The organism is Peribacillus sp. R9-11 (assembly GCF_031345095.1).
GTDB classification, from domain to species: Bacteria; Bacillota; Bacilli; order Bacillales; family DSM-1321; genus Peribacillus; species Peribacillus butanolivorans.
Genome location: NZ_CP133763.1, coordinates 1,011,142 through 1,024,370, shown reverse-complemented (window position 1 = coordinate 1,024,370; position 13,229 = coordinate 1,011,142). Strand labels below are relative to the sequence as shown.

General features: G+C 35.7%; 11 protein-coding genes and 1 pseudogene. 3 read left to right on the top strand and 9 right to left on the bottom strand.

Annotated features, from left to right (window positions below; translation table 11 throughout):
- Nucleotides 1–28: 28 nt before the first annotated feature.
- Both RE409_RS04880 and RE409_RS04875 read right to left on the bottom strand, forming a co-directional pair.
- The gene (locus RE409_RS04880) at nt 29–736 is read right to left on the bottom strand and encodes a GntR family transcriptional regulator (RefSeq protein ID WP_201182393.1); all 708 of its coding nucleotides are present in this window, start codon (nt 734–736) and stop codon (nt 29–31) included.
- Between the two features lie 88 nt (nt 737–824).
- The gene (locus RE409_RS04875) at nt 825–2,234 is read right to left on the bottom strand and encodes a GH1 family beta-glucosidase (RefSeq protein ID WP_201249956.1); all 1,410 of its coding nucleotides are present in this window, start codon (nt 2,232–2,234) and stop codon (nt 825–827) included.
- Between the two features lie 532 nt (nt 2,235–2,766).
- Between RE409_RS04875 and RE409_RS04870 the strand changes: the two genes are divergently transcribed.
- Complete coding sequence (locus tag RE409_RS04870) at nt 2,767–4,035, top strand: ATP-binding protein (protein ID WP_201254284.1); 1,269 nt, start codon at nt 2,767–2,769, stop codon at nt 4,033–4,035.
- A gap of 637 nt (nt 4,036–4,672) precedes the next feature.
- A pseudogene (locus tag RE409_RS04865) lies at nt 4,673–4,789 on the top strand (YjcZ family sporulation protein); the annotation flags it as partial.
- Nucleotides 4,790–5,152: 363 nt separating this feature from the next.
- Here RE409_RS04865 and tatC read toward each other — a convergent pair.
- The 3 genes from tatC to RE409_RS04850 all read right to left on the bottom strand — a co-directional run bounded on the left by tatC (nt 5,153) and on the right by RE409_RS04850 (nt 7,796).
- Nucleotides 5,153–5,899: a twin-arginine translocase subunit TatC gene (tatC, locus tag RE409_RS04860; protein WP_201221946.1), complete on the bottom strand. Its 747-nt coding sequence runs from the start codon at nt 5,897–5,899 to the stop codon at nt 5,153–5,155.
- A gap of 64 nt (nt 5,900–5,963) precedes the next feature.
- Nucleotides 5,964–6,146, bottom strand: coding sequence for a twin-arginine translocase TatA/TatE family subunit (locus tag RE409_RS04855; protein WP_053344654.1), 183 nt, complete (start codon nt 6,144–6,146; stop codon nt 5,964–5,966).
- A gap of 12 nt (nt 6,147–6,158) precedes the next feature.
- Nucleotides 6,159–7,796: a PhoX family protein gene (locus RE409_RS04850; protein WP_201221947.1), complete on the bottom strand. Its 1,638-nt coding sequence runs from the start codon at nt 7,794–7,796 to the stop codon at nt 6,159–6,161.
- A gap of 349 nt (nt 7,797–8,145) precedes the next feature.
- Here RE409_RS04850 and RE409_RS04845 point away from each other — a divergent pair, with 349 nt between their 5' ends.
- Entirely contained in the window at nt 8,146–8,274 is a 129-nt protein-coding gene (locus RE409_RS04845; protein WP_255264060.1) for a hypothetical protein, read from the top strand.
- Between the two features lie 339 nt (nt 8,275–8,613).
- On the opposite strand, the gene RE409_RS04840 is transcribed toward RE409_RS04845, so the two are convergent.
- The 4 genes from RE409_RS04840 to RE409_RS04825 form a co-directional block, all read right to left on the bottom strand.
- Nucleotides 8,614–10,137 (bottom strand): sodium:solute symporter family protein, encoded by a 1,524-nt coding sequence (locus tag RE409_RS04840; RefSeq protein ID WP_201221948.1) that lies wholly within the window; start codon nt 10,135–10,137, stop codon nt 8,614–8,616.
- Nucleotides 10,134–10,334 carry a DUF3311 domain-containing protein gene (locus tag RE409_RS04835; protein ID WP_053344651.1) on the bottom strand — a complete coding sequence of 67 codons (201 nt, stop codon included), beginning with the start codon at nt 10,332–10,334 and terminating at the stop codon, nt 10,134–10,136. The genes RE409_RS04840 and RE409_RS04835 overlap by 4 nt, the downstream gene beginning before the upstream one ends.
- 12 nt (nt 10,335–10,346) lie before the next feature.
- Nucleotides 10,347–11,534, bottom strand: coding sequence for a M20 family metallopeptidase (locus RE409_RS04830; RefSeq protein WP_201182407.1), 1,188 nt, complete (start codon nt 11,532–11,534; stop codon nt 10,347–10,349).
- A 236-nt stretch (nt 11,535–11,770) separates the two neighbouring features.
- Complete coding sequence (locus RE409_RS04825; RefSeq protein ID WP_201182409.1) at nt 11,771–13,069, bottom strand: hypothetical protein; 1,299 nt, start codon at nt 13,067–13,069, stop codon at nt 11,771–11,773.
- Nucleotides 13,070–13,229: the final 160 nt, after the last annotated feature.

Sequence of the window (13,229 nt, the reverse complement as noted above, 5' to 3'; positions counted from 1 at the left end):
CAGAAGTCTTTACCGGTTCAATCTTATTTTATTTAAAATTGGTTCGATTTAAGATTTTTGCTTTTTGATAATGGAATACTGATTTAGATAATTCAAAGATGGTTCCGTTAGATAAGCATACTGTATTTTCAATAATCAATGCTGGATCTAGCGGATTAACTTGCAGCACTATCGCACTTGCTTCATCGATTTTTTCGCAGTTAATTACTTTGTCAGCAAAACCAATGTTTAATTTTAAGTCCTCTATAAGGTAACTGTAAATAGAACTCGCTGCAATATCTTCATTTAAATATGGCACAATATCTTTTTTAAAGTAACTTATTTCAATTGAAAAAGGTTCTTTATCTACAATTCGTAGCCGCTTGATATAATAAAGTTTTGTTCCTACTTCACATCGCATTTGTTTTGCGTTTACTTCATCAGCTTCTAGCACATGTAAAGCCAGAATTTTCGTCTCAATTGTTTTTGAAGTCAAATCTTTTGTTAATCCTCTGAGACTGCCTAAATTAATATAATCTGTTACAGATTCTTCCCGTAAAAACATGCCGCTGCCTTGCACCTGATAGATATAGCCACGATTGACCAGCTGATTAATTGCTTTTCGAATCGTATTTCGGCTCACTTCAAATTTTTTTATCAGTTCTTCTTCTGTCGGCAACTTTTTTGTTTTATCAAACTTACCTTCCTGTATTTCACATTCTAATCGATCAGCAATTTCTTTATATTTTACAGCCATATTATCTCCCTATTAATCGTCCTCAATCATTTACTGCTTCTATTATACACAAAACCTCTTGATTAAAATCAAGAGGTTTTCTTTTTACTTACAGCTCTTCTCCTCTCGTCTCAATAATATGCTTATACCAATGAAACGACAGCTTTTTCTTTCGGTTTAAATGATCATGATGATCCACGTAAATAAATCCGTATTGCTTTTTATACCCATTTAACCAGCTTAATAGATCAATGACAGACCATGCGTAATACCCTTTTAAATGAATGCCTTCTTTGATTGCACGCTTTATCACTTTTAAATGTTCCTCAATATATTTAATACGAGGAACATCTACTATTTCGCCTTCAATAATCGGATCCTCATCACCAAGTCCGTTTTCTGTTACATACATTTTAATATCACCATAACGCTCTTTTAACATATGCAGCCCGTCTAAAAACCCTTGAGGTGAGATTTCCCACCCCCATTTTGTATATGTTTTATCTTCCATCTTTACGGTCCGATAAAAGCCATCGAAAGACGGGTTGCCTGGAGCTAGAGTAGATGTTTCTCTTGAATGTGCCATGGATGAGTCAGCCTCGTGATTTTTTTCTACTCGAATGGGCTGATAATAATTAAGTCCAATAAAATCATTTTTTCCAGCATTTCTTTTTAACGTATCTAATTCTTCTTCTGTCCAACTTGGCGTCCAGCCTTTCTCCTTTAATTGCTCAACCACATAAGACGGATATTCACCTTTTAAAATTGGGTCATAATACCAAAAAGTTTCATATTCATTAGCATGTCTAGCAGCTAATACATTCTCATGTTTATCATCTACGCTGTAAGCTGGTAAGAAAACATGGGTAATACCAACCTCGCCGTAAGATTTTAGTTCTTTATAGACTTCTACAGCTTTTGCATGTGCATAAAACACGTAATGTGTCGCTTGAAAGTATTTATACTCATCGTTTTGGATACCAGGCGGGTGAGCTCCTTTTAAATAGCCTAATCCGCAGAACATAACCGTTTCATTAAACGTAATCCAATGTTTGACGCGGTCTCCAAATGCCCGAAAACAAATTCCTGCATACTTGACGAAGGCCTCAGCTGTTCTCTTATTCGTCCATCCTCCATCTTCTTCAAGCGTCAGAGGCAAATCCCAATGATACAGCGTAACAAATGGAACAATACCATATTTTAAACATTCATTAATAACATTATTATAAAATTCCAAGCCTTTTTCATTGACTTCTCCGTCTCCTGTTGGCAAAATACGTGCCCATGAAATGGAAAAACGGTACGATTCAAGTCCCATCTCTGCCATTAATTTTATATCTTCTTTGTATCGATGATAATGGTCTATGGCTACATCACCGTTAGTACCCCCATACGTTTTCCCTGGAATCTTTGAAAAGACATCCCAATTCGTTATACCTTTACCATCTTCATTCCATGCTCCTTCTATTTGATAAGAAGCAGAAGCTGCTCCAAATAAAAAATCATGTGGAAACTTCATTATAAACCCTCCGTTTTTATACCATCCTATTAAATTTATTATTATGTATAATATTTATAGGTACAAATATTAATGTGATTATATACTTTTTATCATTATTTGACTACATAAAATTCGTAAAACATTAAAACATAAGTATAAAAGATAGTATCTACTGTAATGAAATAATTAAATCCAAGTACCATTAATAAAACAAAAATAAAAGACGTTAATTCTACCGAATCAACGCCCTGTTTTTAGTTGAAGATGAAAATAAACTTACTTACCTTTTCGAATTTAAATTAATAGTAATAATAATGCCATTAACCCTAGTAGTACAATCAGCTTAAATCATTCTTTATAGTTTGATCATTTCTGTTTTCTTTTTTCATTAAAGCGCCCTTTAATGAAGTAACTGGATGGCGTTTCTAAACAAGTCTTTCTTTATATTTAAACGTCGTTCTTGTCAATTAACAATTACCATATTAAAATCCTCCTTTTTAATGTTATTCCTGTATAATAGACCTAGTTGTTAATTTTTCAGGAGAATCCAATGAATTTTATTTATATTAATCAAAACATATTAGATAATCTCTTTTATATCTTAGTAAGTATTTTGATTTATTCCATTTTATTAGATCATGGCAAAAGGTTAAGTCAGTATAGCAAGACCCTCATTACTACATGCATGAGCATTCCTATTATATTATGTATGAAGTTTCCTATTTATATAGATGAATATTGTGTCCATGATTTCAGGCAAATCCCTTTTATTATAGGGACACTTTATGGTGGTTGGCCTGTAGGGGCTGCTCTGTTAGTCATAATATTAACTTTTAGATTTGCTTTTTATGGTTTCAATTTACTTACGTTAATTGTATATATCGTTATATTTATTATAACGGCTCTATTTTCTTCCAAATTCAAAAATTTTAATAGAAAAAATAAGCTAAATAGCTCCATACTATTAATTTTGTTTCTAGGAATACTAACCAGCTTTATTTCACTCGTTATGTCTGATTATTTTCGAATAACGGAGGCGTATGTATTTTACTTTATCATCCTCCCTCCTTTTATTATCGTTTTGGCTGTATATATCATGGAAATTTTAAAAGATGCAATTTTAATCCGAACACAAATGGTGAGACTTGAAAAGATGGAGATAGTTAGTCAACTTGCAGCTAGTATTTCACATGAAATTAGAAATCCTTTAACAGTTGTGAAAGGGTTTGTTCAACTGCTAAAGGCTTCTGATCTCTCTCAAGAAGTAAAAGAACAATATATAGAACATGTTGTTAGAGAACTTAATAGTGCAGAATCAATTATTAGTGAATACTTAGCATTTGCAAAACCTGCAATCGAAAAAGTGGATAATATCTTAATAAACCGTGAAATAGGATATGTAATTGAAATGATAAAACCATTAGCTAACATGAATTTAGTTAATATATCAGAACAGTTAACTCCAGGCATTACGCGTGGGAATATTCAACATTTCAAGCAATGCTTCATAAACCTGATTAAAAATGGTATAGAGGCTATGCCAAACGGCGGGGAACTTAGTATTGTTTCCTATAAAAATAATTTCGACATAATTATCGAAATAAGTGACAATGGAATAGGAATGAACAAAGAACAAATAAACCGTTTTGGTGAACCTTATTACAGTTGCAAAGAAAAAGGTACAGGGTTAGGATCAATGTTAGCTGTTAAGACAATCCAAACGATGAATGGTACACTTAATATAAATAGTGTTTCGAATAAGGGAACAACTATTACAGTAACACTTCCCGCTTATCATGAAGATTATTCTAAAAAATAAGTAATGAATCTATTTTTTAAGTAATATCGATTTTTATTATTCCATTTACTGTAGTGTTTTCTTGAATAGTATAAAAGGAATTATTATTAAGATAAAAGAACCCACCACGCCTCTTAACTAATGCGGACCAAGGTGGGTCATTTTTTATTCAAGAAGAAATGCTAAAGTGGATCCTGAAAAAAACGAAGTTGCATTATCAAAATAGAATTTTTATCAAACTTTTTTACAAATTATCAATCTTTATTAAAAATTATCGAACTTTATTTAGTACCTATAATTTTGGTAAAATTGATAAAGGAAGTTCTATGGTTAAGGATTTTTGGAACGTTTTGTTTAGCTTTGAAATAGAGTTTTGTCAGAAATATGTGCGTGCCTTCATTTTACGTTTAATAAAAAGAAACCATTTTGAAAAAAGACTTCTCAGAATGGTTTCTTTACATATTAATTGGTAAAGAAATTTCATTAAAAAGTTTGATTATATTCATAGGTGTTATTGAACTAACGAACCTTTAATCCCAATAAGAGGTACCTTCAACATTTTATCCAATGAACTTGTGTCATTTCCCTGATTAGAGCATAAGGTGATATTACCCATTTAATTAATTTCCTCCTTAAAAACTAATAAGGAGATGTCTATATGTCAGGTTGTGAATCAAGGTGTGACGACGGTTTTGGATTTGGTGGAGGTTTCGCCTTTATAGTCGTTTTGTTTATACTCTTAATCATTGTTGGAGCTAGCTTTGTTGGTGGATACGGCGGCGGTTACGGCGGCGGTTACGGATATGGCGCCTGTTGTTAAAAATAGAATGAAAAAAGCCGACCTTTAATGGTCGGCTTCTTCATCTAATCTGCCCTAGTTGAAGAAGAAAAATCACAGGCATGGTTTAACACAGCCTATTTTAAAGAAGTAACAATCAAAAAAATTTCGTAAAAGTATACTTTTACGAACAGGTGAATGAATATCCAGAAAAATTTTATTGATATATAATCACTCAACGGATAATATGTCCTATATTTCTCGCATAGGAATTCCTCACTTAGCTTGGTGAGCATAGAATGGTTACCCCAATTTACATAATAAAAAACGAACTCCTTATAAACAGAAGTTCGTTTTTATTTAAGACGTTTTCCTCATTTCAATGACGTTATCTGATTGCTGTTTGAGTTTTTTCCGGTAGACGATTTTTGACAATGTCACACTAAACTCGTATAAAATTAAAAGAGGCACGGTAACTAATATATCTGACATGAAATCTGGTGGTGTAATTAAAATGGCTACAACGACAAGCAAAAAGTAAGCTATCTTTCGCGCTTTTGAAAGAATCATAGGATTAACGACACCAAGAGAGGTGAGGAACATGACAACCAGCGGAATTTCGAATAAAAATCCAAACGGCAGTGTCAAGTTAATCATAAATTTAAAATATTTTTCAGACGTAAACATCGTTTCAAATTGACCTTCAGACAAAGATAGTAAAAAACCCAGAACGGTTGGATACACGACAAAATATCCGAATGATAAACCGGCAATAAAAAGGATAAACAGTCCAGGAATGTACGCTAGTGTCGTTTTTCGTTCATTTTCAGAAAGTGCCGGTTTTACAAATAGCCATGTTTGATAGGCGGCAATTGGAATCGTAAGAGCAATCGCAATCACGCCAGAAATCATAAAATATACCCAGAGGATTTCACTTGGCCCCAATACAGCTAACTTATGGCCGAGATCACGAATAAGCCATGTGTAAATGTCGTTCACAAAAATGAATGATCCAATTAAAAAAACCAGAAAAGCAATCAAAGTATTGATGATCCGTTTCCTGAGTTCCTCAAGGTGCTCAACCATAAGCATTTCTTGATTAGTCATACAGCCCCTCCTTTCTTAAATGCAAGAGGAAGATGTAAGCTTATTGCTTACATCTTCTTAAAAATTACTTAGATTGCGTCTTTTCTTCTTTCTCGTCTGATGAAATTAAATCCTTAGTAGAGTTTTTAAATTCTCTCAATGTGCTACCGAAAGCACGTCCAATTTCGGGCAACTTAGATGGACCAAATATGATGAGAGCAATGACCAAAATCAAAACCAATCCAGGTATCCCAATATTTTGCAACATCGTGTTTCCTCCTTAAAATTTAAATCCTGTAATAGCCACGACTGCCGGACGAGGCATCTTTTCACCTTTACGATGCGGCCATGTACTTGTAGGATTATTGATATCTTCCGTTTCTTCACCAGGGTGCTGAACAGACAAGAATAGTGTCTTTTCATTTGGAGTGAAACAAGGTCCGGTTAATTCAGCCTCCATTGGAGCGGCTGCAAACTGCCAGGCAATCCCTTTATCTCGACCAACGGTAGGAATGACAAACATTCCGTTATTGCCAAAGCTTGTCCATGCACCTTGATTTAAGCTACTCGATGAAATATCCGTTACGGTCCATAAATTCGCGTTGCTGTCAAAAGTTAAGTTGTCTGGTGCGCTGAATCCGCTTTGACGTCCGCCAGCTGCGAAAATTTCATATTCAAACTCAGTTGCTCCATGGTCACCTTTTTTTTCGATAAAACGTGTAATGTGTCCATGTAAGTTTCCGTGCTTATCATTATTCGTATGTGCAATAAAGATCGAGCTATCAAATGGTGAAATTTCCACATCCTCCGGTCGGTCAGTCGGTGTTCCGCCAAGAAGGAGGGCTGCTTCGTGACAGTTAGTAACAACATCACCTTGCGTTTGGAACTTTTCCAATAGTTCCGGTTTGCCAGCCGCCGCCTTTTGTACGGCCTCAATTGTCAGAGCTATCCATCTTCCTTTTTTAAAGTCCGCTACATATAAATTCCCTTCCTCAAGAAGACGGGAATTTGCCTTTCCTAATGCAGGTACATATTTATCCTTACTTACAAATTTATAGACACAAGCATCTTTTTTATCGTCTCCCATATAAACGACGACACGTTGGTCTTTGGCAAGTCCCATTGAAGCATTTTCATGGTTGAAACGTCCAAGAGCGGTATGTTTGCGAACCGCAAAATTTGGATTGAACGGGTCAACTTCGATTACCCAGCCGTAATGTGTTTGGTTTAATCCGGCATTATTAGCGGTTTCTTCGAAGTTCTCTTCACAGGATAAAACCGTATTCCATAATGTTTTTCCACCAGAACAGTTAGCGAATGTTCCCTGAACACTTGTTGCGCCGTTTACCACTTTTGTTCCTTTGGCCGGCCCAGTAAGTGCAAAAGATGTTAATCCCGTTACTCGTCGGGCATAAGTGGAAGCAGCATCCATTTTCCATTTATTCACTTTCTTGTCATAGTACACTTCAATAATGGAACCGCCCTGGTTATAAAGAAGCTTTTCAATTTGTGTAGGAGCATACTTGCCATTTACTTTTTCTCCTTCCACGTAAAGAGGGTTTGTATATTCGTGGTTTACCCATAATAATCCTCTTTCATTGGAATTTTGAATAGGAAAGTAAAGGGTGAAATCATTATTAAAACCAAATGTGTCACCTTTACCATTGATTACATCGCCATAAGCGGCTACAACGTCATATTTAAATCCTTTTGGAAGAACGAGTTCGTCCTTATTTGTAGTTTCAATCGGAGTAAACTTAAAGCCCTTTTTCTTCGGTTTTACATGTAAAAGGCTGTCGGTTTCCGCATTAACTGTCTCGCTTAAAATACCTAAACCAGAAGTGGCCACTGCAAGAGCAGTAGCTCCTGTTCCAATACGTGTTAAAAAGGTGCGTCTATTTAACGGTATGTTTTCCATAATGTCCTCCTTTATTTTCCTTGAAGACTTAGTCCTCTATTTTTTAAGAATTTCTCACTCATCAGCTTCATTCTGAACTAAGTCCCATCACTTATTTTGAAGCCAAACTCACCTTCTCTGCAAAATCGAAATAGACTATGTATGTACTTCTCGATTAACTTGTTAAATAGTGCCTATCCAAGCCACAAATCAAATTTAGCAAATTAAAGTAAAGATGGTATTAATTTTTTTAAAATAATTTATTAAAAATTGTAAAGGATTAGATTCTATGGATGTTCTTTTCATGAGAAAACATAAGTTCACCAAAAACGGACAAACTGTATTTGAAATAAGAAAGGAGATGTGAGATATGACAAAAAAATTTAATAAAGGCAGCCGTAATCAAAATTCACCGCAATTACACGGACAAGTTCCTGTTAGTGGGGACAACAGTAAAGGAAATAAAAGAAATAAAGATCAGAGCGCTAAAACAGAGTAATCTAAATGTAACAAACCGGTCATATTCAGACCGGTTTATTTCCTTGTTAGATAATCTTCTTACTTATTTCAGCAGTAAGCGATCTAAAAGAACTGAAATTACCTTCTCTCATTGATGATCAATTTCTCAATGTGCCCTTTTATCTTAATCAAAAATGGAGCTTCGTTGAATAACCAAGCACTGGATCAACTTTGAATTTTTGACAATAAAAAAAGTACATTTCTTTGTCGGTCTACATAATAAAAAATGCCCTCCAGATCGTTTAACTGGAGGGCATTCGTATTTACATAATCTTTTTAGAAGTGAATTACTCTTGGATTAGTTACTATACATGTTGTGTTATCTGTTAGATTCTTTTTGTATTAGAACCTTGTGCTCTACTGTTGTTGTCTCTAAAACATCATTATCCTTATGAGTATTAGTAATGTTTTTTGTCATCACACTGACACCCACTAAAACTACGATATTAACAAATAGGGCGATAATTCCTACATTCAAGTCTTTAATTGCTTGAGGAAGATAAGGAAACAGTTGACCAATTTTTATGTTCCCTAGTTCCATAATAGAAACTAGCACGCCTCCTGTTATAATCCCGGCGAATGCTCCATGTTTGGTTACAAAATTCTTTCTCATCAAACTTGCGAAAAAGGCAGGAGCAAGTTGTGTGATAAAATTATAGGCGATTAAAGCGAGACTAAAGAGGGAATTTCCACCTTTAAAGGTTAAGTAAATCCCTACGAGAGAAATAAGGGGAACCAAGAATTTTACCAGTTTTGCAATCTGATTTTCCGTTGCTGATGGAGTGAATACGCTATATACATTTTTTGCCAGAGATGTTGATATTGACATCAACAACATCGAACTTGGTACTAAAGCGGCTAACACGCCCGTGCCACCAATTAAGCCCACAAACCATGGATCAAAATCCTGTTTAGAAAGTTGCAGCAAGATAAGATCGGCTTCCGCGCCTTTTAATCCAGGCGTCTGTAAGATAGCTGCAAATCCGACAAAAAAGGCAAACAACAAAATCAATTGGTACATTGGCATTAGGATTGCATTTTTTCGTAAAGCTTTTTCGCTAGAGGCAGCATAAATAGGAGAAAACCCGTGCGGCCACATATAAAATCCAATAGAGCTTAATATAACGGTCGATATATACCACGAAACGCTCATTCCTTGATCCGGAAGTATGGTATAGTTCGGCTTTGCATTTTCAATGGCCTCATACATAGGTTGAAGACCGCCATAATAATGAAGAGGGAAATAAACTCCCAAAAATATGACAATGCCTAGAATCAGAATATCCTTCAAGATAGCTGTCCTAGCAGAACCGTGAATACCTGAAACCATTACAAAAATGGTTACACCAATTGCTCCAACCCAAATGGCAGCTGTAGATGAAATGGCCCCATAGGATGTTGCAGAAACGATATATCCTAACCCCTTCAATTGCAGGACTAAGTAGCAAGTACAAGCTATAACACCTATTACAGCAACAAGCACACCAAGATAAGGACTTTGATATTTTTTTACAAAAAAATCTGATTGGGAAACTAATTGGTGTTTCTTTGCATACCTCCAGATAGCAGGAAATGTCCAGTAGGAGATGACTGTAGCCAGACAGCCGTATGATACGATACTAAAGATGGAGCCTCCTTCCCCATAAGCCGATCCACTTGCACCTAAAAATGTAAAGGTCGTATACATTTCACCTGCGGACAAGAGGAAAATCAATAGGGTTCCCATTCCACGTCCCCCAACTGACCATTGTTCTAAGTTCATTTCTTTCCCTTTTTTAGCCTGGATACCAATCAAAACAGAAATGACGAAAAAAAACAGGATGAAAAACACGGCAATATTCATCTTGAATCTCCCTTCTGATTAGCAGGATCTAGTAGATATATAATCCCCATAATACCTGTGGTTAGCACAGACCAGAGTACAATCCAAAAGTGAAAAAATGGCATTCCTAGAACATAGGGAGTCACTTTATTAGTAAACAAAGCGCCTACAATAAAGCCAAGAAACGGGATAATTCCGAGCCAATATATTTTTTTCATACTCTTAACCCCCTAGTATGTTAGATTTAACATTTTAAAAGTCCCGTGAACAAATAACTTCACCCCATATTGTAAAGCCTGTTCATCGAAAGTAAATTTGGGATGATGGTGAGGATATATAATCCCTTTTTCTTCATTACGAGCTCCTATTACAATATAAGATCCCGGAACTACTTTTTGAAAAGCAGAGAAGTCTTCACTTCCCATAATTGGCTTTGAAATCTCTCGACTTTCTTCACCAAATACTTCACAGACCGTTTCGTCCATCAATCGGGTAACTTCTTCATCATTAATGGTCGGAGCATAACCGAACTGATAATCGAATTCATAAGTAGCCCCATGTGCCTCAGTAATTCCTTTTACAATGCGTTCGATAAAGGTTGGAATCTTTTCCCTCAGTTCCGGATTAAAGCTTCGAACGGAACCTCCAATGCTTACACTACTTGGAATAACATTAATCGCACTTCCCGCATGGAACTGAGTCACTGAAATCACTAGAGCTTCCTGAGCATCATGATACCTCGAAACAATGTGCTGGAGATTTGATACAACCTGAGTTCCAATTGCAATGGGATCAACCGTAAGTTCAGGCTGTGAGGCGTGCCCCCCTTTACCCACCACGGTAATTGCAAAAGTATCAGCTCCAGCCATAATCGGACCGTAACCCAAACCAATTTTTCCTAAAGGTAGAGTCGACAAGAGATGGGTGCCAATGACCATATCTACTCCTTCAAGCACACCTGCTTTCACCATCTCTTGTGCTCCACCGGGCGGCAGTTCCTCAGCATGTTGAAATAAAAAGCGAACCTCCCCTTTAATTTGATTCTTTAACTGGGTAAGAATCTTTGCCGTGCCAAGCAGCATCGCCGTATGCCCGTCATGTCCGCAAGCATGCATCACGCCTGAATTCTGTGATACAAAGTCAAAATCATTCTCTTCTTCAATTGGAAGCGCATCCATATCTGCCCGCAGTGCAATAACCTTCCCAGGCTGTTGGCCAATTAAACGAGCCATTATACTCGTTTTTGTCGGACGTGAAATTTCCAAATTACCAAAAGTTTGTAGCGTTTCATAAACAAATTGTGCTGTTTTTTCTTCCTGAAAAGATAGCTCCGGATACTTATGTAAATATCTTCGCCACCCAATCACTTCATCTTTAACAGCCTCGATTAAATCATGAATCATTATCGTTTGAGACATCCACTACAACTCCTTTTTCATTCAATTTACATAACAATATCTATTTTCGGATAGTTTAAGGAAGAAATTCCTTAAATGGAGTATAATATTTCATAAGCTTTATTTCAATATTTTTTTGAAAATTCTAAACTATTTTTTCTGACTGAATCCAATAGTTAATTTTTCCCTTTCAACGCTTTAATATGCTAAATTGAGGTACAAAAAAAATAAGCACCCAAATTATGGGTGCTTACAATTTATAATAATCGATAAATTTTACTCGGCCTTCCACGGGTGGCGTTAGCCTCTTCACCAACGCATTGTGCCAAGTCAACCTCGCACATATCCGCAACAATACGCCGAACATTGCGCTCTGTCATCTCAAGATATGTCGCTAAGTCCTTAGTAGTAAAATCACTCCAGCCCATTCTTTGAACGAGAGCCGATATCTTCTTATACGTTTTAACACTTATATTACCCTTTTTTAACTTTTCTATAAGGAGTTTATTGTGGGTACGGGTATCATATTGTAGTTCTTTCTTTTTGCCTGGTGATTCAATAATTTTGCCATCATCTTGAATAATCACAATTTCACGCTTCTTCATATCCTTTGAATGTTGAATAGCACGAAAAGCATTGATTTCCGCCGAATAGGCAGTCTCGCCAAAGCCAATTCCAACAGCAACTGTTGTATCTGCTTCAAAAGCCAATTTTTGAATGGTATCTTCGAGCATAATAATTTCTCGTTCAATTGCTCCGCGCGAACTAAAAATCATGTATCTTCCATTCCCTTTCTCTGAAAAGGAACCATTTATTTTTTCACCAAGTTGAATTAGCATTTCTTTTAGCCGGAGCTCCAAGTACTGTAAATGATAAGGAGTTTTCATTTCCTCTGCCACTCTGTTAAAATATTCAACTTCAATGATTTCAACTCCGATTTGTGTGTCTTTAAAGTAGGAAGCCTTTACTTTTTCAGAAAGAATCCGAAGCGTTTGTCGCACTTCCATCTTACTCATCGTCATCCGATAGGCTGGAATTCCGTATTCCCTTAAAGCTTCACACACAGACGGAAAACAAGAAAAAGCGCCTTCTGTCCTTCCCTTATTCCATAAATTTAAGTGAAAATGTACCAATTCATTCGTATCAACATCTAACTCAAACACTTTCGTATAAATCTTTTGGGTTTTTATATTCAACTGTGACAAAGCTTCTTCGCTAATATTATTTGAGGACATAGTATCAATACTTAGATGCTCAATAATTTTCCCCTGTTCGTAGATCATCTCTAAAAAAGATTTATAAAAACCTGATTCCGTAGCAGGAACATGGACCATTATTTTATCTGTACCTAGTGTTTTTGTCGCAATTTCATAGGGAAGTGGACCAGAAAAAAGCCATGCATGTACGTGAGAATTATGTTCTTTTACAATTCCCTCTACCTCTTCGGTATTTACATAGGGAAAAGAGATGAATTCCAACTCATGTTTATATTCTTCTGCCAAGTCTAATATCCGTTCTATAGAAGTTTTTAGACCGACTAGTCCGATTTTATACATCCTGTATTCGACTTCCTTTATCATCTGTAATATATTCATTGTTCTTTATAGAATATCCTAGTTTAACATAATTCACATTATCGTAAGTTCTAATTCTTCTGTTGTTTTTCCGTAATTCATTCATTTTATCTAACTTTTATTTAATTTGTATTAGAGTTCT

Coding starts and splice junctions, on each gene's coding strand:
- RE409_RS04880 (WP_201182393.1), bottom strand. CDS start 736: ATGGCTGTAAAATATAAAGAAATTGCTGATCGATTAGAATGTGAAATA.
- RE409_RS04875 (WP_201249956.1), bottom strand. CDS start 2,234: ATGAAGTTTCCACATGATTTTTTATTTGGAGCAGCTTCTGCTTCTTAT.
- RE409_RS04870 (WP_201254284.1), top strand. CDS start 2,767: ATGAATTTTATTTATATTAATCAAAACATATTAGATAATCTCTTTTAT.
- tatC (WP_201221946.1), bottom strand. CDS start 5,899: ATGACTAATCAAGAAATGCTTATGGTTGAGCACCTTGAGGAACTCAGG.
- RE409_RS04855 (WP_053344654.1), bottom strand. CDS start 6,146: ATGTTGCAAAATATTGGGATACCTGGATTGGTTTTGATTTTGGTCATT.
- RE409_RS04850 (WP_201221947.1), bottom strand. CDS start 7,796: ATGGAAAACATACCGTTAAATAGACGCACCTTTTTAACACGTATTGGA.
- RE409_RS04845 (WP_255264060.1), top strand. CDS start 8,146: ATGACAAAAAAATTTAATAAAGGCAGCCGTAATCAAAATTCACCGCAA.
- RE409_RS04840 (WP_201221948.1), bottom strand. CDS start 10,137: ATGAATATTGCCGTGTTTTTCATCCTGTTTTTTTTCGTCATTTCTGTT.
- RE409_RS04835 (WP_053344651.1), bottom strand. CDS start 10,334: ATGAAAAAAATATATTGGCTCGGAATTATCCCGTTTCTTGGCTTTATT.
- RE409_RS04830 (WP_201182407.1), bottom strand. CDS start 11,534: ATGTCTCAAACGATAATGATTCATGATTTAATCGAGGCTGTTAAAGAT.
- RE409_RS04825 (WP_201182409.1), bottom strand. CDS start 13,069: ATGTATAAAATCGGACTAGTCGGTCTAAAAACTTCTATAGAACGGATA.